Raw genomic sequence first — 20,042 nt, forward strand, 5'->3', positions numbered from 1 at the left:
GCCTCTCTGTGGCTTCGTAAACTGCGCTGCCGCTACGTCGGTTCCGCGATGTGACAGGGAATGCTCTCATTACCTGTCACATGGACTGTTCGACGTTGGTGCACACGGCAACCACCGAGAACGGAGCAAGACATGCGCTACCTGATGACGACCCGCCCCACCGAGCAGTCCGCCGACGAGAACCTGTACGCCGAGATGGGCAAGTTCATCGAGGAGCTGACCGCGGCCGGGGTCCTGCTGGCCACCGGCGGCCTGGAGCCCGGCGGGATCCGGATCACCTCGGTCGGCGACGAGATCACCGTGACCGACGGGCCGTTCACCGAGGCCAAGGAGGCGGTGGCCGGCTTCGCCCTGATCGAGGCCCGGTCCCGCGAGGAGGCCATCGAGCTGGCCCGCCGCTTCCGCCGCATCGTCGGTGACGGCGAGAGCGTCATCCAGCAGGTCTTCGGCCCGTGACCCGGCCGCCGAGCACCGCCGGCCCGGCCACCGGGCCGGCGGTGACCGACGTCCACGCCCGCATCAACGCGGTCGTCAAACTCGAGTCGGCCCGGATCGTGGCGGCGCTGATGCGCGTGGTGCACGACGTGGGCCTGGCTGAGGAGCTGGCCCAGGACGCGCTCGTCGCCGCCCTCGAACAGTGGCCGGCTGCCGGCGTACCGGAAAATCCCGGCGCCTGGCTGACAGCGATCGCCAAACGCCGGGCCGTCGACCACATCCGTCGCTCCCGCGTGCACGACCGCAGGGCCGAGCAGTACGCCCGCGAGCACGACCAGCCCCCGGACCTCTCCGCGGAACGCGACGACGTCCTGCGGTTGATGTTCATCTCCTGCCACCCGGTGCTGCCCACCGAGCAGCGCGTCGCCCTGACTCTGCGCGTGGTCGGCGGCCTGACCGCGGCCGAGATCGCCCGCGCGTTCCTGATCACCGAGCCGGCCGTGGCCCGCCGCATCGCCACGGCGAAACGCACCCTGGCCGAGGCCGGCGTGCCGTTCGCCCTACCCGAACCGGCCGACCTGGCGGCGCGGCTGTCCTCGGTCCTCGAGGTCATCTACCTGATCTTCAACGAGGGCTACTCGGCCAGCTCGGGCGACGACCTGATCCGCCCGGCCCTGTGCCAGGAGGCGCTGCGCCTGGGCCGCCTGCTCGCCGAACTCGCGCCGCACGAGGCCGAGGTGCACGGCCTGGTCGCACTGATGGAGATCCAGGCCTCCCGCACGGCGGCCCGGACCGGCCCGGCCGGCGAACCGATCCAGCTGCACGAACAGAACCGCGGCCGCTGGGACCCGCTCCTGATCCGGCGCGGCTTCACCGCGATGCTGCGGGCCCGCGAGCTGGGCGGTACGCCGGGACCGTACGTCCTGCAGGCGGCGATCGCGGTCTGTCACGCCCAGGCCCGCACGGCGGCGGACACCGACTGGGCGCGGATCGCCGCCCTCTACCGGGCGCTGGCCGGGCTGCTGCCGACACCGATCGTCCAGCTGAACCGGGCGGTGGCCGTGGGGATGGCCGAGGGGCCGCAGGCCGGGCTCGACCTGGCGGACGCGCTGCTGGCCGACCCGGCGTTGCGGGATTATCACCTGTTGCCGGGGGTCCGGGGTGATCTGTTGTTGCGGCTGGGCCGGGTGGAGGAGGCACGCCGCGAGTTTGAGCGGGCTGCGGGGCTGGCGCGGAACGCGGCCGAGAGTGCTTTCCTGCGGGGGCGGGCCGCAGCGATTCTTGAGCTGACGGCGGCGGAGTCGACGGGCCGCACGGTCGGCGAAACGGTGGCCGAGTTTCTGGCGCGCGATGATCTGGACGCGGCGACGGTGCGGTCCTACGGCCAGACGCTGAGCCGGCTGTGCCGGGCGGTGGGTGCCGGGTTGCCGCTGGCGTCGCTGACGGCTGACCAGGTCGGGTTGGCGTGCACGGCGGCTTGGGGCGGCGCGGCACCCCGGACCTGGAACCGGCATGTGGCGGCGATCCGCTCCTTCAGCAGGTGGGCATCGGCGGGGTCGGCGGATTTTGCGGCTGGGCTTGAGCGGCGGCCGGAGACCGGAGGCCCGACCGCAGCGCTGAGTGGTCCGGACCTGGACCGGCTGTGGGAGCGCGCCGACATAGCGCTGCGCGAGCGGACCCTGTGGCGGCTGCTGCACGAGTCGGGCGCGGGCGTCGGCGCGGTGCTCGCCCTGAATGTCGAGGATCTGGATCTGGACGATCGCCGGGCTCGCAGCGGCGCCGGCTGGGTGAGCTGGCGGGCAGGCACCGCACGGCTGCTGCCCGAGCTGCTGGCCGGCCGTACCCGTGGACCGCTCTTCCTCGCGGATCGCCGTCCGGGCCCGGGGCGGATGCCGGCGGAGGCCGACCGTTGCCCGGACACCGGCCGGGGCCGGCTCTCCTACGAGCGCGCCGAATACCTCTTCAAGCAGGTGACCGGCACCACCCTGCGCCGGCTCAAGCCCCGCTGACCCGTCAGCGCGTCGCTTCTCGCCAGCTGTCCGCGGTGGTCGGGTCGTAGTAGCGGGTGAACTGGCAACCCCAGGCGATGGCATCAGCCATGGTCGTGCCGCCCCAGCGGTGTTCGCCGCTGACCAGCAGGCGGGTGCCGATCCCGTACGCCGGTGGCCCATATCCCATTGCGGTCAGGCCACCGAGGGGTGGGGACATGTCAACGGTGACGGTCTGGCCGGAGCCGCCGGAGAACCACTCATTGACGGTGAAGGTGACGCCCACGTGGGCGAGGACGCTGTCGGGGCGGTCGGAACGGCCCGGTCCGATGGCGGTCACGGTGCCGTCGAAGGTGAACGCGCGGCGGGCCGCCTCGCGCGGTGAGTAGGAGAAGGCGCAGGAGCCGTTCGACGCGTCGGGGAGCGCGCCGGTCCGCTGGGCAGCCGACGAGGCGGCCAGCGGGGGTGTGGCGGTGCGTTCGGCCGGCGGCGGGTCAGTCAGGGCACCCGCGCCGACAACAGCCGCCACGGATGCGGCCACCAGGGCTCCGGCGCCCCACGCGATCCGCGAGCGGCGGGCCTGACGAACCCGTTGGCGTGCCCCGGCGGTGAGGGCGACGGGCGCTGGGGCCCGGTCGGCATCCTCGGCGAACAGCAGTCGTAGCTCGCGTTCCAGCTGGTCGGTCATGACGTCTCCTTGAGGGCGGCCGCGACGTCGCTGCCGCGCAGGGTCGCCAGCGCCCGGGAGGTGGTGGCCCGGACGGCGCTGACGGTCACCCCCATCGCCTCGGCGATGCCGGCGTCGTCCAGGTCGGCGTAGTAGCGCAGGACGAGTGCTGTCCGGGCGCGGGGGGCGAGGGTTGCCAGCACGTGGCGCAGCTGGTCACGGGCCGCGATCTCGTCGGCGGGGTCGGCCACGGTCGCCGGCTCCCAGCCGGCCAGGTCGGTCGGACGCTCAGTGGAGGAACGCCGCCGGTGCCAATTCAGGTGGGCGTTGACCAGCATCCGGCGGACATAGGCGTCCGGTTCGCGGGCGGCGGCCACCTTTCGCCAGTGCCGGTACGCGTCCGCGAGCGCGGTCTGGGTCAGGTCCTCGGCCCGGTGGGCGTCACCGGTCAGCACGTACGCCAACCGGAGCAGGGAACGGCCCTGCTCGGTCACGTACTCCTCGAACCCCACCTGCGACCTCCTCGACGCGCCTCACCAGGAGAGACGCATCGAGGCCGCGAATCCGCTGCAAAAGCGGCGGGGGGCTCAGCCGCGGGCGGCGAGGGCCTGCTGGTAGAGCCGGCCGGCGCGGTAGGAGGAGCGGACCAGGGGGCCGCTCATCACGCCCGCGAAGCCGATCTCCTCGGCCTCCGCGTTCAGCTCGACGAACTCCTCCGGCTTCACCCAGCGCTCCACCGGGTGGTGGCGCGGGGTGGGCCGCAGGTACTGCGTGATGGTGATCAGCTCGCAGCCGGCCGCGTGCAGGTCGCGCAGGGCCTGGGAGACCTCGGCGCGTTCCTCGCCCATGCCCAGGATCAGGTTGCTCTTGGTGACCAGGCCGGCCGCGCGGGCCTGCGTGATCACGTCGAGGGAGCGGTCGTAACGGAAGCCGGGGCGGATGCGCTTGAAGATGCGGGGGACCGTCTCGACGTTGTGCGCGAGGACCTCGGGCGTCGCGCCGAAGACCTCGGCGAGCTGGTCGGGCTCCGCGTTGAAGTCGGGGATCAGCAGCTCGACGCCGCAGCCCGGCTGGAGCTTGTGGATCTGGCGGACGGTCTCCGCGTAGAGCCAGGCGCCGCCGTCCGGGAGGTCGTCGCGGGCCACGCCGGTGACCGTCGCGTATTTCAGGCCCATCGTGGCGACGGACTCGCCCACGCGGCGCGGCTCGTCGGCGTCGAACTCGGCCGGCTTGCCGGTGTCGATCTGGCAGAAGTCGCAGCGGCGGGTGCACTGGTCACCGCCGATGAGGAAGGTCGCCTCGCGGTCCTCCCAACATTCGTAGATGTTGGGGCAGCCGGCCTCCTGGCAGACCGTGTGCAGACCCTCTTTTTGCACCAGGCCACGCATGTGCGTGTATTCGGGGCCCATCTTGGCTTTGACTTTGATCCACGGCGGCTTGCGCTCGATGGGAGTTTCGGCGTTGCGCGCCTCGATGCGCAGCATGCGGCGGCCCTCGGGAGCAATAGTCACAAGGCTGAGGTTACGCCGAAAGCAAGATCAACCGTTGCGGGGGCGGTGAGGCTCACACAGCAGTTTCTGTGAGTGCTCTCACGCCTGCCGGGGAAACCCGGTTTGCCGGTCGTCCGGGCGCTGTTAAGGTCCCGTCCACGGTGATGACGGAACCGAGTAGCGCCCCGATCCCACCGGCCGAGAGAGCCACCACGAGCTGTGAAGGTGGCCCGGTGCCGGGGCGTGAAGACACTCCCGAGCCGGCATGACCGACCGCCCCGAGCTTGCGAGGGCCAGGAGGGCATGCCAGGTCAGCACTGCACGACAAGAGGCGCCTGAGCAAGGCGTGAAGGTGTGGTGGCACCGCGAGGATCCCGCTCGCCCACACCTCCCTGGGGCCGCGTTGCAGTCACCGAGGAGGTAAAAGCCGTGCAACGCATCCTCTCCACCGAACTGGCCCGGCACACCGGCGAGACCGTCACGGTCGCCGGCTGGGTCCACCGCCGCCGGCTGCTCAAGTCGGTGGCGTTCCTGATAGTCCGGGACGCCGCCGGACTCACCCAGGTCGTCGTCACCGAGCCCGAGGTCCGGGCCCTGATCGAGACGCTGGGCGAGGAGTCCGTGATCGAGCTGACCGGCACGGTCACCGCGAACCCGGCCGCGCCGGCGGGGGTCGAGCTCACCGCTCCCGCTCTGCTGCGGGTCCTGAACGCTGTGTCCGTACCGTTGCCTTTTGATCTGCACCGGCCCGCACTGACCGCGACCCTGCCCACCCAGCTCGACCATGCCGCTCTGTCTCTGCGGCATCCGGGCCGGGCCGGTGCCCTGCGGATCGCGGCCGCCGCGACCGCGGGCTTCCGGGCCGCGCTGGAGCAGCGGCGCTTCGTCGAGATCCACACCCCGAAGATCGTGGCGTCGGCGACCGAGTCCGGGGCGAACGTGTTCGCGCTCGACTACTTCGGCCGGCCCGCCTACCTGGCCCAGTCGCCGCAGTTCTACAAGCAGCTGATGGTCGGGGTGTTCGAGCGGGTCTACGAGGTCGGGCCGGTGTTCCGGGCCGAGCCGCACGACACGGCCCGGCACCTGGCCCAGTACACGTCGCTGGACGCGGAGCTGGGCTTCATCGCCGACCACCGCGACGTGATGGCCGTGCTCACCGAGGTGGTGGCGACGATGACCGCCACGGTGGCCGAGCGGACCGGGACCGCGGTGCCGAAGGTGCCGGCGGAGATCCCGGCGCTGCACTTCGCGGAGGCATTGCGGATCGCGGGAGCGCCGGCGGACGAGCCGGACCTGGCCCCGGCGCACGAGCGGGCGCTGGGGGAGTGGGCGCTGCGCGAGCACGGCTCGGAGTTCGTCTTCGTGACCGGCTATCCGATGCGCAAGCGGCCGTTCTACACCCATCCGCAGCCGTCCGACCCGGTCTGGTCGAACAGCTTCGACCTGCTGTTCCGCGGGCTCGAGCTGGTCACCGGCGGCCAGCGGCTGCACCGCTACGCCGACTACGAGGCCGCGCTGGCCGCGCGGGGGGAGTCGGCGGAGGCTTATCGGGGCTACCTCGACGCTTTCCGGTACGGGATGCCACCGCACGGCGGCTTCGCGATCGGCCTGGAACGTTTCGTGGCCCGGCTGACCGGCGCGGCGAACGTCCGGGAGGTCACGGCCTTCCCCCGCGACCTGCACCGGGTCACGCCGTGATCGCCGCAGCCGGGCGCCGGCCGGCCCCCGGCCGTCGCGTGATCCCGGTGGCGGGCAGCTCGGGCCGGCCCCGGCGGTCGCGTGATCCCGGTGGCGGGCAGCTCGGGCGGCGCCGAGCCGTCGCGCGATCCCTGCGGCCCGGCGGCGGGCGGCCCCGGGTCGCGGGCCGCGACCCGCGGAAGGTCAGACGAAGACGGCGATCGTCATGCCGGTGACGATGATCAGCGGCAGGATCGTGGTGCAGACCAGGATCCACCAGGCGACCGGGTGGCTGAAGTTCAGCGCCACCCCGCCGCCCGGTTTCGGCACGAAGACCCGCTTGTCGCGCGGGTCGCGGTAGAGGCTCACAGCAGCGTCGGCAGGTGGCGTTCGACGACCGGCAGCAGGTCGCCGACCGTCACCGGCCGGCCCAGCTCCGCGCTCAGCGACGTCACGCCCGCGTCACGGATGCCGCACGGCACGAAGCGGTCGAAGTTGCTCAGGTCGCAGTCGCCGTTGATAGCGAAGCCGTGCTGGGTGACACCGCGGGCCACCCGGATGCCGATCGCGGCGATCTTGCGGTCGGGGCCGCGGTCGTCGGCGCGCACCCAGGCGCCGCTGCGGCCCTCGACCCGGTCGGTGGTGACGCCCAATTCCGCGCACACGTCGATGAGCAGCTGCTCGACGCGGCGGACGTAGGCCACCACGTCGATCGGGTCGGCCAGCTTGACGATCGGGTAGCCGACGAGCTGGCCCGGACCGTGCCAGGTGATCTTGCCGCCGCGGTCGACGTCGACCACGGGGGTGCCGTCCATCGGGCGGTCCATCGGCTCGGTGCGCTTGCCGGCGGTGAAGACGCTGGGGTGCTCGAGCAGCAGGATGGTGTCCGGCTGGGTGCCGGCCACCACGGCGTCGTGCAGCCGGCGCTGGGTCTCCCAGGCCTCGCGGTAGTCGACCAGCCCGGGACGCAGCACCTGCAACGTAGAAGTCGTCACGCGGCCCAGCCTAGTCCGTCAGTTGCCGCGGGCCACCGGGTCGATGCCCGGCCGGATGCGCCACAGCAGGACGCCGCCGACGCGTTCCGGCTCGCCGAACAGGTCGATGGCCGTCATCTCCAGCGCGGCCCGGAACACCGGGCCCTGCGAGCCGGTCACCTGCGGGGCCAGGAAGACCGCCTCGACCTTCCAGTAGGCCAGGTCGTTGCGGGTCTGCTCGCGGTCGTAGTCGCCGATCGGGACGATCTCGCCGTACAGGGCGGCGCGCAGGAACTTCCAGTCGGTCTGCCGGGGGCTGGCGCCGATCTGCCCGACGCCCTCCGGGCCGCCGGGGCCGAGGAAGTAACCGTCCGGGATCCGGAACTGCTTGCCGCCGCGGGCCATCGTGTACGCCTGCCAGCGTTGCCCGTCCGCGGTGTCGGTGGTGGCGAACGGCAGCGCGGTCAGCACCCCGCCGTCGCTCACGTACTGCTTCCAGAGGCCGTCGGCGATGAACGCGGGCTCGGGTGCCCGGTCGCCGGTCAGCACCGGCATCGGGAACAGCGGCACCAGCGCGACGGCGAAGGCGGCCGCCCACTGGGTGTGCTCGCGTACCGAGGGCATCGGCTCGGTCAGCAGGCGGTCGGCGGTCAGCGCCAGCAGGACGCCGATCACGCACGCCACCACCAGGGCGAAGCGGCCGGGCAGGGCGGAGTCGAAGAGCGGCAGGTCGAGCAGGGCCGCGTACGGCAGCTTGATCTCGGTGGGGTCCTTGAAGAACTTGAGCTGTGGCCCCAGGGACAGCAGCAGGAAGACGGCACCCACCGCATAGAGCCCGATGAGGGTCTCGAACCGGCCCGGACGGGCGTGCCGGCGCAACGTCACCAGGCACGCCACGGCCAGCACCATCAGCGGCAGCCCGAAGAACGACGTCTCCTCGGTCGGGTTCGGCGCCAGGTCACTGCCCAGCCCCAGCCAGCCGGCCAGCGACCGGGTCGGGTAGCCCAGGTACGCCCCGATGTCCTCGGCGTAGTGGGCCTGGTTGAAACCGGTGCCCTTGAAGGTCTGCGGCCCGGCGAAGTGCATGTAGAGCGGGTAGGCCAGCAGGGTCCCGGCGACGACGGCCGTCACGCCCAGCCCGGCGAGCACGGTCGGCAGCGCGGCGCGGGCCGCGGCCCGGCAGTGCGGCATCAGCGACCGCGTCACCAGGAACACCCCGGCGGCGAGCGCGGTGAAGAACAAGCCCTCGGCGGCGATGGAGAAGCCGATCGCGACCAGGACGCCGAGGATCAGGCCGTGGCGCAGCCAGCGGCGCGGTTCGGGCAGCTTGAGCACCCACCACAGCACCAGCGGCGGGATCCAGCCGGCGGTCCAGTTGAGGTGGCCGTTGGCGTGCGAGATGAAGCCGGGCGCGAAGCCGCAGAACAATCCGCCCAGGGCCGCGGCGGCCGCCCGGTGCACCAGATAGCGGCGCAGGAACAGATACCAGGTGAAGGCGGCGGCGGCGAGGTTCAGGGTGAGGATCGTCGCGAAGCTGATCTCGGGACCGGCCAGGATGGTCAGCGGCGAGAACAGCACGATGTAGACGGTGATGGAGGTGTTGGCGGCCAGGTTCACGCCGACCGGGGTGTTCATCAGGTCGGTGAAGAACGGGTCGGCGCCGTGGCCCAGGAGGTAGACGCCGTAGCCCAGCAGCCACTCGAAGAAGGCCTGGTCGCCCGCGTTTTTGGCGATGACGTGCCCGGCCGGGTCCCGCCACAGCCCGTTGGTCACCCAGACGGCGAGCGCCAGCGAGACCACGGCGACGATCAGATGCGGGCGCCAGGAACGGCCGCCTCGGCGGGTCGGGGACTCGACCGGCGGATCGGCGGGCTCGGACGGGGCTGCGGCGACGACGGACACCAGGCGCAGGTTAGCAAGCTTCGGCGCTACGGCCGGCCCGCCGTACTCGATTGCTGATCCACTGCCGCCCGCAGCGCCGTCTCCAGGGTCGGCTGGGTGAAGGTGAAGCCGGCCTTGCTCAGCACCCCCGGCAGCACCCGCTGACTGCGCAGCGCCTCGTGGGCGAACTCGCCCAGGGCGACCTGCAGGGCGATCCCCGGCACCTGCAGCACCGCGGGCCGGTGCAGCACCTTGGCGAGGACCTGCGTGAACGTGGCGTTGGTGACCGGCTCCGGGCCGACCAGGTTGACCGGGCCGGCCAGATCGTCGCGCTCCAGCAGGAAGTCGACGGCGCCGAGCCAGTCGGCCAGACCGATCCAGGGGACCCACTGCTTGCCGCCGCCGAGCTTGGCGCCGGCGCCCATCCGGAACGGCAACATCTGTGGTTTCAGCAGTCCGCCGTTCTCATCCAGTGGAAGCCCGGTGCGCAGCAGGGCCACCCGGGTGCCGGCGTCCTCGGCGGGACGGGCCGCGGCCTCCCAGACCCGGCACACGTCGGCCAGGAATCCGGTGCCCGCCGGGGCCTCCTCGGTGACCGGGCGGTCGCCGGTGTCGCCGTACCAGCCGACGGCGGACGACTGGAGCAGCACGCGGGGACGGTCGGCGGCCGGGAGGTTCTTGATCGCGTGGGCGATCGTGCCGGCCGTGTCCACCCGGCTGCTGCGGATCAGGCTCTTGTACCGGGCGTTCCAGCGCTTGTCGCCGACGCCGGCGCCGGCCAGGTTGATCACCGCGTCGGCGCTCGCGACCACCGCCTGGTCGAGCTGGCCCGAGGACGGCTTCCAGGTGGCCTCGTCGGCGGCCTGGGCGGGGTGCCGGACGAGCCGGGTGATGTCGTGGCCGGCGGCGCGCAGCCGCTCGGCGAGCCGGGTGCCGAGGAAACCGGACGCGCCGGCCAGGAGAATCCGCATATCTCCATCATTCCCGAAGTTGAACCCGCTCAAAACAAAGAAGGGGCGCCGAAGCGCCCCTTCTTCACGTTCTGTCCCGCGTCAGGCGCTGAGGCCCAGGTCGCCCTCGAACTGACCGGCCTCCAGGCGCTCCTTCATCGTCACCAGGAAGCGGGCGGCGTCGGCGCCGTCGACGATCCGGTGGTCGTAGCTGAGCGCCAGGTAGATCATCGAGCGCGGCACGATCAGCTCACCGAGGTTCGGGTCCTCGACGACCACGGCGCGCTTGACGACCGCGCCGGTGCCGAGGATGCCGACCTGAGGCTGGTTGATGATCGGCGTGTCGAAGAGCGCACCGCGGCTGCCCGTGTTGGTCAGCGTGAAGGTGCCGCCGGAGATCTCGTCCGGGCTGATCTTGTTGTTGCGGGTGCGCTCGGCCACGTCGGCGATGCGCTTGGCCAGACCGGCCAGGTTGAGGTCGCCGGCGTCGCGGATCACCGGGACGATCAGGCCCTTCGGGGTGTCCACCGCGATGCCGAGGTGCTCGCCGTCGTGGTAGGTGACCGTGCCGGCCTCCTGGTCGATGGACGAGTTGACCACCGGGTGCTGGCGCAGCGCCTCGACCGCGGCCAGCGCCAGGAACGGCAGGAAGGTGAGCTTCGCGCCGTTCTTGGCCAGGAAGTCGGCCTTCGCCTTGTTCCGCAGGTTGGCGATCTTGGTGACGTCGACCTCGACGACCGTGGTCAGCTGGGCCGAGATCTGCAGCGACTCCACCATGCGGCGGGCGATCGTCGCGCGGGTGCGGGTCAGCTTCTCGGTGCGGCCCCGCAGCGGGCTCGGGGCGGGCTTCGCGGCGGCCGGAGCCGCAGCGGGTGCGGCCGCGGTCTCCCGAGAGGGGGTTTTAGCCGCAGCGGCAGCTGCGGCGGCCTTGTCGGCCGCCTCGATGACGTCCTGCTTGCGGATCCGGCCGCCGACGCCGGTGCCGGTGATCGACGACAGGTCGACCCCCTTCTCGGCGGCGAGCTTGCGGACCAGCGGGGTCACGTAACCGGCGTCGCCGGCCCCGTTGGCCTTGACCGTCTCGGCGGCCGGGGCGCTGGACTGTGCCGGCGCGGGCGGCGCGGGCTGCGCGGGCTGTCCGGCCTCGACCTCGGGCGACGGGTCGGCGTAGGACTCGCCGGCCGGCTCCGGGGCGGGCTTCGACTCGACCAGCGGCGCGGACTGCTGCTGCGGCGCGGGCTTCGGGGCCTCCGCCTTGGGGGCCTCAGCCTTGGGCGCTTCGGCCGGGGCCTCGGCCTGCTGCGGTGCCGGCGCGGACGGTGCCGGGGCCTCTGCGGGTGCATCGCCCGGGGTGCCGATGATGGCCAGCTCGGCGCCGACGTCGGCGGTCTCGTCCTCGGGGACCTTGATCTCCAGGACCGTGCCGGCGACCGGGGACGGGATCTCCGTGTCGACCTTGTCGGTGGAGACCTCGAGCAGCGGCTCGTCGACCTCGATGGTGTCGCCGACCTGCTTGAGCCAGCGGGTGACCGTGCCCTCGGTGACGCTCTCGCCCAGGGCGGGCATCTTGACGGCCGTGCCCTCGGAGCCACCGGTGGGGGCGGCGGTCTGCGGCGCGGGAGTCTCCTCCTCGACGGGCTTCTCCGTCGACGGGGTGTCGAGCGCGGCGGGCTCGGGCTCCGGCTCGGCCTCGGTCTCCGCCTCGGGCTCGGCCTGCTGGGCGTCCTCGGCCGGGGCCGGGGCGGACGAGCCCGCGTCCTCACCGTCGCCCGCGATGATCGCGAGCTCGCTGCCGACGTCGGCGGTCTCGTCCTCGCCGACGACGATGCGCGAGAGCACCCCGGCGGCCGGCGACGGGATCTCGGTGTCGACCTTGTCGGTGGAGACCTCGAGCAGCGGCTCGTCGGCCTCGACCCGCTCGCCCTCCTGCTTGAGCCAGCGCGTGACGGTGCCCTCGGTGACGCTCTCACCGAGCCGCGGCATGGTGACCGATACCGGCATCTCTCAGAACTCCTTAACCGCTTGCGTACGGGGAACGATCTCAGGCGTGTGCGTGCAGGGGCTTGCCCGCGAGTGCGAGGAATGCCTCGCCGAGCGCCTCGTTCTGCGTCGGGTGGGCGTGCACGAGCTGGGCGACCTCTTCCGGGAAAGCTTCCCAGTTGTAGATCAGCTGCGCCTCCCCGACGAGCTCACCCATGCGCGCGCCGACCATGTGCACGCCGACGACCGGGCCGTCGTTGACCCGGACCAGCTTCACGAAGCCCTGCGTCTTGAGGATCTGGCTCTTGCCGTTGCCGCCGAGGTTGTAGTTGTAGGTCGAGACCTTGTCGGCGCCGTACTGCTCCTTGGCGCGGGCTTCGGTCAGGCCGACGGAGGCGATCTCGGGGTCGGAGTAGGTGACCCGGGGGATGCCGTTCTCGTCGATGACCGCCGGGTTCTTGCCGGCGATCTCCTCGGCGACGAAGATGCCCTGCTGGAAGCCACGGTGCGCGAGCTGCAGGCCGGGCACGATGTCGCCGACCGCGTAGATGTTGCCGACGCCGGTGTGCAGCCGCTCGTTGGTGATCACGAAACCCCGGTCGAGCGTGATGCCCTGCTGCTCGTACCCCAGGTCCTTGGTCGTCGGGCCGCGGCCCACCGCGACCAGCAGGATCTCGGCCTCGACGGTCTCGCCGCCGGCCAGGGTCGCCTTCACGCCGTTCTCGGTGTGCTCGACCTTCTCGAACGGCTTGCCGACCTTGAAGTTGATCTTCCGCTTGCGGAACGCCCGCTCGAGGGTCTTGGAGACCTCCTCGTCCTCGGCGGCGACCAGCCGGGGCAGCGCCTCCAGGATGGTCACGTCGGCGCCGAAGGACTTCCAGACGCTGGCGAACTCGACGCCGATGACGCCGCCGCCCAGCACGATCGCGGAACTCGGCACGCGGTCCAGCTTGAGGGCGTGCTCACTGGTCAGCACGCGCTTGCCGTCGACCTCGAGGCCGGGCAGCGAGCGGGAGTAGGAGCCGGTGGCGAGGATGACGTTGCGACCGGTGTACTTCTTGCCGTCGACCTCGACGGTGTCCTGGCCGACCAGCTTGCCGGCGCCCTGGACCAAGGTGATGTTGGGCTGCTTCATCAGGCCCTGCAGGCCCTTGTAGAGCCGGCCGACGACGCCGTCCTTGTACGCGTTCACCCCGGCCATGTCGATGCCGACCAGGTCGGCCTTGACGCCGAACTGCTCGCTCTCGCGGGTCTGGTCCGCGACCTCGGCCGCGTGCAGCAGCGCCTTGGTCGGGATGCAGCCGCGGTGCAGGCAGGTGCCGCCCAGCTCGGCCTTGTCGATCAGTGCCACCGACAGGTTCAGCTCGGCCGCGCGCAGAGCGGCGGCGTAACCGCCGCTGCCGGCACCGAGGATCACGATGTCGAAGGTTCCGCCAGGCTGGCTCACGTCTACTCCCAGATCGCGTTCGTCTCCCCATGGGTCACATGGTGGAAACGGTCACAGCTGTCCTGGCCATCTTGTCACTTCCCGCAACGATCGATGTAGTCAGGTGCCCAAGGACACCGGGTGAGGACGTACCCTGACCGCAGTCGAACGTGAGGAGCGTGGCGTGGCTTGGTTCCGGCGGCGGAAAGAGCCGTCCCGCGGGGTGGGCCGGACGGCCGATCGCGCCGATTTCGAGCACCTCGCCGAGTTCGCCCGATCCCGCCGCGGGGTGGAGGGTTTCATCGAGCCGAAGACGACGGTGACCGAGACCACGCTGCTGCTGGTCGCGCACGACGGTGAGTGGACCCGCCGGCGCGTCGACTCCCCGGAGGGTGCCCGGCGCCTCGCCCACCAGCTGGCGATGCCGATCTACGACATCCGGCTGATGGGCTATCCGCAGCGGATGCGCGACTACAACGAGCGCCAGAAGCGCCGCCCGGCCTCTTAGGGCCTGTCCTGGACCGGACGGCGCCCCGCCGCTCAGCCGTTGGCGGCCACGTCGTCGACCAGCGCCAGCAGCGTGCGCACCGGCACGCCGGTGCCGCCCTTGGTCCAGTAACCGTTCGGCTCGCCCGTGTGGTATGACGGCCCGGCGATGTCGATGTGCGCCCACTCGACCCCGTCGGCGACGAACTCGCGCAGGAAGACACCGCCCTGCAGCATGTGCCCGGCCCGGTCCATGCTCGCGTTGACCTGGCTGATGTCGGCGATCTCCGACTCCATGCCCTTGCGCACGTCGTCCGGCAGCGGCATCGGCCAGGCCGGCTCGCCGACGGCGTCCCCGGCCGCCTTGACCCGCTCGCAGGTCTCCGGCGAGCCCATCACGCCGGCGATCCGCTTGCCCAGCGCGACCACCTGACCGCCGGTCAGCGTCGAGGTCTCGAAGACGTAGTCGGTGCCGTCGGCGCAGGCCCGGGCGATCGCGTCGGCGAGCACCATCCGGCCCTCGGCGTCGGTGTTGAGCACCTCGACCCGCTTGCCGCTGAACATGGTGATGACGTCGCCCGGCCGGTACGCCGTACCGGAAGGCATGTTCTCGGCCATGGCCAGGTAGCCGGTGACCGCGACGGCCGGCTTGAGCGCGGCGACGGCCAGCAGGGCCGCGCCGACCGCGGCGGCGCCGGCCATGTCCGACTTCATCTCCCACATGCCGGCGGTCGGCTTGATGCTGATGCCGCCGGTGTCGAAGGTGATGCCCTTGCCGACCAGCGCGACCCGCTTCGGGTCGGTCACGCCCTCGGGCGTGTAGCTGAGCTTGACCAGGCGCGGCGGGGCCTCGGAACCCTGGCCGACGGCGACGATGCCGCCGTAGCCACCGGCCTTGAGGGCGTCGAAGTCGAGCACCTCCACCTCCAGGCCGGTGCCCTCGGCCGCGGCGACCACGGCGTCGGCGAACTGCGGCGGGCGCAGCTCGTTGGGGGCGGTGTTGACCCAGTCGCGGGTGAGCCGGACGACCTTCGAGACCACCTCGGCCCGGGTCACCTCGGCCGCGGCCGCCGCGTCGGCGGCGTCCGGCACGGTGACCTGCAGGGCCTTGACCGGGTCGCGGCGGGCCGGCTGCGGCTTGGTCTTGTAACCGGCGAACCGGTACGACCCCAGCAGCGCACCCTCGAGGATCGCCCGCAGCACCCCGGGCGCGTCGGTGTCGTCGGGCACCGGCAGCGCCAGCGCGACCGTCTCACTGCCGGCGAGCGCGCGCACCGCGGCACCCGTGCCCCGGCGCAGCGTCTCGGTGGCGGGCGCGGAGCCGGACGGCTCGTCACCCAGGCCCACGGCGACCACCAGCGGCGCGGCGATGGTGCCCAGCGTGGCCAGCTTGGTCACCTCGCCGGGCGCGCCGGTGGCCCCCAGCAGGGCCAGGGTCGAGGTCAGCTTGCCGTCGAACGCGGCGGCGATGCTCTCCGCGCCGGACGCCGGCAGCAGCGCGCCACCCTCGTCGGGCTGACTGTGCAGCCCGATGACGATCGCATCGACGGCCAGTTCGGCGGGGTCGCTGTCGACCAGGGTGAGGGAGGGGGCGGGGTGGGTCACTCGGGCGCTCCGCGACGATGAGGGGCCGGAGCCCCCTCGTGGGCCGCCCCGGCGGTGTGGTCACCCCGGCGCGGGTCGCGCCGATCGGTGATGGTGTCCCGCCGATGCTAACCACATGCGAGGTCACCGGTAAGTTGCCACTCATGTCGACCGAGGCCGCAGCCCTGCTCCGTTCGCCTTTGCACGAGCGCCACGTCGCGCTCGGGGCCAAGTTCGCCGCCTTCGGCGGCTGGGAGATGCCGCTGGAGTACGCCGGTGGCGGCGTCCTGCGCGAGCACACCTCCGTCCGGGAAGCCGTCGGCGTGTTCGACGTGTCGCACCTGGGCAAGGCCCGGGTCACCGGACCGGGCGCGGCGGACTTCGTCAACTCCTGCCTCAGCAACGACCTGGGCCGCATCGCGCCGGGCAAGGCGCAGTACACCCTGTGCTGCGACGATGCCACCGGCGGGGTCGTGGATGACCTGATCGCGTACCTGATCGGCCCGGACGAGGTCTTCCTGATCCCGAACGCCGCGAACACGGCCGAGGTGGTCCGCCGGCTCGCCGCCGCCGCGCCCGAGGGCATCGCGGTGACCGACGAGCACCGCAGCTACGCGGTCCTCGCCGTGCAGGGCCCGCACTCCGCCGAGACGGTCACCAAGCTGGGCCTGCCGACCGGCCACGAGTACATGTCGTTCAACCCGGCCCGGATCGACGGCGTCGACCTGATCGTCTGCCGCACCGGCTACACCGGCGAGCAGGGCTACGAACTGGTGGTGCCCTGGGACGACGCGGTCACCGTCTGGGACGCGCTGGTCGAGGCGGGCGTGCGCCCGTGCGGGCTCGGCGCCCGGGACACGCTGCGCACCGAGATGGGCTACCCGCTGCACGGCCAGGAACTGTCCCTGGAGATCACCCCGGTGCAGGCCCGCTCCGGCTGGGCGGTCGGCTGGTCGAAGCCCGCGTTCTGGGGCCGCGACGCGCTGATGGCCGAGAAGGCGGCAGGTCCCCGCCGGCTGCTGCGCGGCCTGGAGCTGACCGGCCGCGGCATCCCGCGGGGTCACATGCAGGTGTACGCGGGGGACGCGCTCGTGGGCGAGGTCACCAGCGGCACGTTCTCACCGACGAAGAAGATCGGCATCGCGCTGGCCCTGCTCGACACAGCCGCCGGACTCGCCGAGGGAGACCTGGTCCAGATCGACATCCGGGGCCGCCGGACCGAGGCGAAGATCGTGAAGCCGCCGTTCGTGCAGCCGTCGGTGCGGTGAGCGTCACCTACGACCAGGTGCGCGAATGGGTCCTGGCCCTGCCCGGGTGCGCCGAGGTCTTCGTCGAGAACTGGGGCCACAACACCCTGCGGTACGGCGACAAGATGTTCGCCTCGGGCGGCGGCGAGAGCGGCACCATCTCGGTGAAGGCGTCCCGGGAGGACCAGGCCGAGCTGATCGCCGCGGCCCCGCATGTCTTCGCCCCGGCGCCGTACGTGGGCCGCTTCGGCTGGGTCACGGTGGTGCTGGCCGAGGCCGACCCGGAGGAGTTGCGGCAGGTCGTGACGGAGGCGTGGCGGCGGACCGCACCGAAGAAGGTCGTCAAGGCGTACGACTCAGCGCACGGCTAGGCCGATCAGCGTCAGCGTGGTGGTCAGCTCGACGGTCGCGCCGATGACGTCGCCGGTGATGCCGCCGAACCGGCGTACCGCATGGCGCAGCAGCAGGACCGCCACCAGCAGCGCGCCGGCGACGGCGGCCGGACCCTGCCACGGACGGCCCGGCACCGCCCAGACGGCCCCGGCCGCGACGACGGCCGCGGCCAGGATCACGACCGGCACCGGTACGGTCGCGGCGACCAGCGCGCCCAGACCGTCAGGGCGGGCCGAGGGTACGCCGCGACGGCAGGCCAGGGTGACACCGAGGCGGCCGGCTGCCCAGGCCGCGACGATCGCCCACGGTGTCAGCCCGGCCAGGGCGGCGGCCTGGATGAGCAGGGTCAGCGCGATGGCCGCGACGCCGAACGGGCCGATGTCGGACTTCTTCATGATCTCGAGAGCAGCGTCCCCGCGGCGGTAGGAGCCGAGCGCGTCGGCGGTGTCGGCCAGGCCGTCCAGGTGCAGGCCCCGGGTGAGCAGCGCGCTCGCGGCCACGGTGACCGTGGCGGCCAGGAGGTTCTCGCCCAGGAGGACGAAGAGGGCGGCCAGGAGTGCTCCGAGGAAGGCGCCGAGCAGCGGGGCGGCGCTCATCGCGACGGCGGCGCTGCGGCGGTCGATGCGGCCGGTGCGGACGGGCAGGACGGTGAGGGTGGTCAGCGCCAGACGCAGGCCGTCGACAACCGGTAGCCGGGATTTGGGCGCCGGTTGTGCTTTCCGCGGCGCTTGCTGCTCGGCCGGCTCGGGTTGCGTCGGCTCGGCGTCGCCCGGCTGGTTTTCGGCGGGCCGGGGCTCGTCAGGCACTGGCCGGGCCGGGGCCGTGCGGCTCCGGCTCGGCGAAGTCCTGCTCGTCGTCCTCGTCCGGTCCGTCCTCGTCCGCGGTCAGGCCGGCGTCGCCGTGTCCGGCCAGCAGCGCCGGGTGCACCGGCAGCGCGCCCGCCAGCGCGATCGTCGAGCGCAGCAGCGGCAGCACCGCCAGTGCGTTCGCGCCCTCGCCGAGGTCCAGGCCGAGCTGCACGACCGGGGTCAGCCCGAGTACGTCGGCGCCCTGCCGGACCAGCGCGTGGGTGCCCGCGTCGGGCAGCAGGCACCAGTGCCGGGCCTGGCTGGCCAGGTCGCGGGCCACCAGCCCGGCCGCGATGCCCAGCGGCCCGTCCAGCAGCACCGGCATCCGCCGGGCGGCCGCACCGAGCAGCGCGCCGGTAGCGATGGCCAGGTCGGCCCCGCCGAGCTGGGCCAGGATGTCCTTGGCGCCGCGCGGCTCCTGCCGGATGCGGTGCATCGCGTCGCGGACGGCCGCGCAGCGGACCATCCACGCCGCGTCGTCGTAGAAGCCGCCGGGCACCAGTACCCGCGGCAGGATCGCCACCGGCTCGGCGCCGGTGGTCGCGGCCAGCACGGCGGTCGCCGCGGCCTCGGTGCCCACCCCGCACGAGGCCAGGATGACGGCTTCCCGGCCCGCTTCGCCGGCCGCGTCGGCCAGCGCCCAGCCCTGCCGAAGCGCCGCGTCGACCGCCTCGGCGTCCATCACCGGGCCGTCCTCCATGGCACCCGACGGGGGTGTGCGGACCACGACGATGTCGGCGTCCGCGGTTGCCGCGAGGCGGGCGAGCGCACCTTCGCCGGCTTCGGCCTCGTCGGCCCGGCGGGTGGCGTCCTGCTCGTCGCCGCCGGCCGCCGCGCCGCCGCCGTGCCGGCCGTCGATCAGCAGGACGCGGACCGGGCCCCAGGCGCGCGGGGTCGCGGTGCTCTGGGTGGCGGCCGCGAACTCGACGGCTTCGAGCAACGTGCCGATGCCCGCCCCGGGCAGGTCGACCCCGGCGAGCCGGTCGCGGGCGTCCGGCCCGGCGTCGCTGTCCGGCAGCGGCAGGTCCATGCCAGCTTCGATGACCGCGCCGCTGGCTACCAGCGGCAGCACCATGGTCGGGGCGTGCAGGGCGCCTTCGCCGGCGTTCGCGGTGCGGGCCCGGTGCGCCGCTACGGCCTCCTCGGCCGACAGCGGCTCCGTGCCGGTCCCGGACGCGGCGGCGATTGAAGTCGCGGGGTTGTCGGTGGAGGCGGTGCCGGGCGCGGCAGCGGGCGTGATCACGGGCGTGCCGGCGGGAGGCGTCGCCGCCGTCATCGCGTCGTGCATGGCGACCTCGTCGACGCCCAGCGCCGCCCCGCGGGTCTCCGCGTTCTCCGCCTGCAGGTCGGTGACGATGGCGGGCACGTCCGGCCCGGTCTTGAGCCAGGTCGGCCGCCCGGCCACGACAAACGCGACCCGGTCACAGGCCCCGGCCAGCGCCTGGTTCGCGGTGCCCAGCGCGTCCGCGAACGCCCGGCCGACCGGCGTGGCCGGCACCAGCGACAGCCCCACCTCCGGGCTGACCAGCACCAGCCGGGCGGCGCACGAGCGCACCGCCTCGGCCAGGGCCGTCACGGTCGCCAGGTCGTCGTTGGGCTGCTGGGCCGGGTCGAGCAGTGCCGCCACCCAGCCGCCCAGGTCGTCCACGAGCAGCGTGTCGTCCGGCTTGGCCTCGGCGAGCAGGGCCGCCAGCCGGGACGGGTCCGCGCCGGTCTCCTCGGTGGTCCAGGACTGCGGGCGGCGGCGCTGGTGGGTCTCGATCCGGGCGCGCCACTCGGGGTCGTCCTCGCCGCCGACCGCCGTGGCGACATAGCGGACCGACGCGGCGCCGGCGACCAGCGCCTCGGCGAACGCGGACTTGCCGGACCGGATCCCGCCGAGCACCAGGATCGAACTCCACCCGTCAGCAGACATGCCCCGTACTTTAGGGCCGTCCGCCGCGATCATGCGGGGCGACCCGGCTTCGATGGGCCCGGGCGTACCGGGCGTACCGGCGCGCACACCGTAGGGTGGGA

At 72.8% G+C, this 20,042-nt stretch carries 18 protein-coding genes; 6 read left to right on the forward strand and 12 right to left on the reverse strand.

The genetic code is table 11. The features are described 5' to 3' along the window. Positions 1-132: 132 nt before the first annotated feature. Both ACZ6S4_RS31130 and ACZ6S4_RS31135 read left to right on the forward strand, forming a co-directional pair. On the forward strand, positions 133-456 hold the full coding sequence (locus tag ACZ6S4_RS31130; protein ID WP_465478325.1) for a YciI family protein: 324 nt from the start codon (positions 133-135) through the stop codon (positions 454-456). After that, positions 453-2,444: a sigma-70 family RNA polymerase sigma factor gene (locus ACZ6S4_RS31135; RefSeq protein ID WP_465478326.1), complete on the forward strand. Its 1,992-nt coding sequence runs from the start codon at positions 453-455 to the stop codon at positions 2,442-2,444. The genes ACZ6S4_RS31130 and ACZ6S4_RS31135 overlap by 4 nt, the downstream gene beginning before the upstream one ends. A 4-nt stretch (positions 2,445-2,448) precedes the next feature. Here ACZ6S4_RS31135 and ACZ6S4_RS31140 read toward each other — a convergent pair whose 3' ends face one another. The 3 genes from ACZ6S4_RS31140 to lipA all read right to left on the reverse strand — a co-directional run bounded on the left by ACZ6S4_RS31140 (position 2,449) and on the right by lipA (position 4,574). Then, positions 2,449-3,111, reverse strand: coding sequence for a hypothetical protein (locus tag ACZ6S4_RS31140; protein WP_465478327.1), 663 nt, complete (start codon positions 3,109-3,111; stop codon positions 2,449-2,451). Then, on the reverse strand, positions 3,108-3,602 hold the full coding sequence (locus ACZ6S4_RS31145) for a SigE family RNA polymerase sigma factor (protein WP_465478328.1): 495 nt from the start codon (positions 3,600-3,602) through the stop codon (positions 3,108-3,110). Before ACZ6S4_RS31145 ends, ACZ6S4_RS31140 begins: the two co-directional genes overlap by 4 nt. 75 nt (positions 3,603-3,677) lie before the next feature. Continuing rightward, a complete protein-coding gene (gene lipA / locus ACZ6S4_RS31150; protein WP_465478430.1) occupies positions 3,678-4,574 on the reverse strand; it encodes a lipoyl synthase in 897 nt (298 codons plus the stop codon). Positions 4,575-5,009: 435 nt separating this feature from the next. Here lipA and aspS point away from each other — a divergent pair, with 435 nt between their 5' ends. Then, positions 5,010-6,278 carry an aspartate--tRNA(Asn) ligase gene (gene aspS, locus ACZ6S4_RS31155; protein WP_465478329.1) on the forward strand — a complete coding sequence of 423 codons (1,269 nt, stop codon included), beginning with the start codon at positions 5,010-5,012 and terminating at the stop codon, positions 6,276-6,278. Positions 6,279-6,461: 183 nt separating this feature from the next. On the opposite strand, the gene ACZ6S4_RS31160 is transcribed toward aspS, so the two are convergent. The 6 genes from ACZ6S4_RS31160 to lpdA form a co-directional block, all read right to left on the reverse strand. Beyond that, the gene (locus ACZ6S4_RS31160; RefSeq protein ID WP_465478330.1) at positions 6,462-6,626 is read right to left on the reverse strand and encodes a peptide ABC transporter substrate-binding protein; all 165 of its coding nucleotides are present in this window, start codon (positions 6,624-6,626) and stop codon (positions 6,462-6,464) included. Next, positions 6,623-7,252, reverse strand: coding sequence for a lipoyl(octanoyl) transferase LipB (gene lipB / locus ACZ6S4_RS31165; RefSeq protein WP_465478331.1), 630 nt, complete (start codon positions 7,250-7,252; stop codon positions 6,623-6,625). The genes ACZ6S4_RS31160 and lipB overlap by 4 nt, the downstream gene beginning before the upstream one ends. 18 nt (positions 7,253-7,270) lie before the next feature. Next, positions 7,271-9,133 (reverse strand): DUF6311 domain-containing protein, encoded by a 1,863-nt coding sequence (locus ACZ6S4_RS31170; RefSeq protein ID WP_465478332.1) that lies wholly within the window; start codon positions 9,131-9,133, stop codon positions 7,271-7,273. 26 nt (positions 9,134-9,159) lie between these two features. Beyond that, positions 9,160-10,083: a TIGR01777 family oxidoreductase gene (locus ACZ6S4_RS31175; RefSeq protein WP_465478333.1), complete on the reverse strand. Its 924-nt coding sequence runs from the start codon at positions 10,081-10,083 to the stop codon at positions 9,160-9,162. Positions 10,084-10,164: 81 nt separating this feature from the next. Next, positions 10,165-12,063 (reverse strand): 2-oxoglutarate dehydrogenase, E2 component, dihydrolipoamide succinyltransferase, encoded by a 1,899-nt coding sequence (gene sucB, locus ACZ6S4_RS31180; protein WP_465478334.1) that lies wholly within the window; start codon positions 12,061-12,063, stop codon positions 10,165-10,167. Between the two features lie 40 nt (positions 12,064-12,103). Beyond that, positions 12,104-13,489 carry a dihydrolipoyl dehydrogenase gene (gene lpdA / locus ACZ6S4_RS31185; protein ID WP_465478335.1) on the reverse strand — a complete coding sequence of 462 codons (1,386 nt, stop codon included), beginning with the start codon at positions 13,487-13,489 and terminating at the stop codon, positions 12,104-12,106. Positions 13,490-13,652: 163 nt separating this feature from the next. Here lpdA and ACZ6S4_RS31190 point away from each other — a divergent pair, with 163 nt between their 5' ends. Then, positions 13,653-13,976 (forward strand): hypothetical protein, encoded by a 324-nt coding sequence (locus ACZ6S4_RS31190; protein ID WP_465478336.1) that lies wholly within the window; start codon positions 13,653-13,655, stop codon positions 13,974-13,976. A gap of 32 nt (positions 13,977-14,008) precedes the next feature. Here ACZ6S4_RS31190 and ACZ6S4_RS31195 read toward each other — a convergent pair whose 3' ends face one another. Further along, positions 14,009-15,559: a leucyl aminopeptidase gene (locus tag ACZ6S4_RS31195; RefSeq protein WP_465478337.1), complete on the reverse strand. Its 1,551-nt coding sequence runs from the start codon at positions 15,557-15,559 to the stop codon at positions 14,009-14,011. Between the two features lie 143 nt (positions 15,560-15,702). On the opposite strand from ACZ6S4_RS31195, the gene gcvT reads away from it, so the two are divergent. Both gcvT and ACZ6S4_RS31205 read left to right on the forward strand, forming a co-directional pair. Continuing rightward, on the forward strand, positions 15,703-16,806 hold the full coding sequence (gene gcvT, locus ACZ6S4_RS31200; protein WP_465478338.1) for a glycine cleavage system aminomethyltransferase GcvT: 1,104 nt from the start codon (positions 15,703-15,705) through the stop codon (positions 16,804-16,806). Continuing rightward, positions 16,803-17,156, forward strand: coding sequence for an MmcQ/YjbR family DNA-binding protein (locus tag ACZ6S4_RS31205; protein ID WP_465478339.1), 354 nt, complete (start codon positions 16,803-16,805; stop codon positions 17,154-17,156). The genes gcvT and ACZ6S4_RS31205 overlap by 4 nt, the downstream gene beginning before the upstream one ends. Here the strand turns inward: ACZ6S4_RS31205 and cobS are convergent. Next, positions 17,142-17,852 carry an adenosylcobinamide-GDP ribazoletransferase gene (gene cobS / locus ACZ6S4_RS31210; protein ID WP_465478431.1) on the reverse strand — a complete coding sequence of 237 codons (711 nt, stop codon included), beginning with the start codon at positions 17,850-17,852 and terminating at the stop codon, positions 17,142-17,144. The two genes, ACZ6S4_RS31205 and cobS, sit on opposite strands and share 15 nt — an antisense overlap. 124 nt (positions 17,853-17,976) lie before the next feature. Then, positions 17,977-19,941: a bifunctional adenosylcobinamide kinase/adenosylcobinamide-phosphate guanylyltransferase gene (locus ACZ6S4_RS31215; RefSeq protein WP_465478340.1), complete on the reverse strand. Its 1,965-nt coding sequence runs from the start codon at positions 19,939-19,941 to the stop codon at positions 17,977-17,979. Positions 19,942-20,042: the final 101 nt, after the last annotated feature.

The sequence above is a fragment of the Actinoplanes sp. NPDC051405 genome, assembly GCF_055586185.1.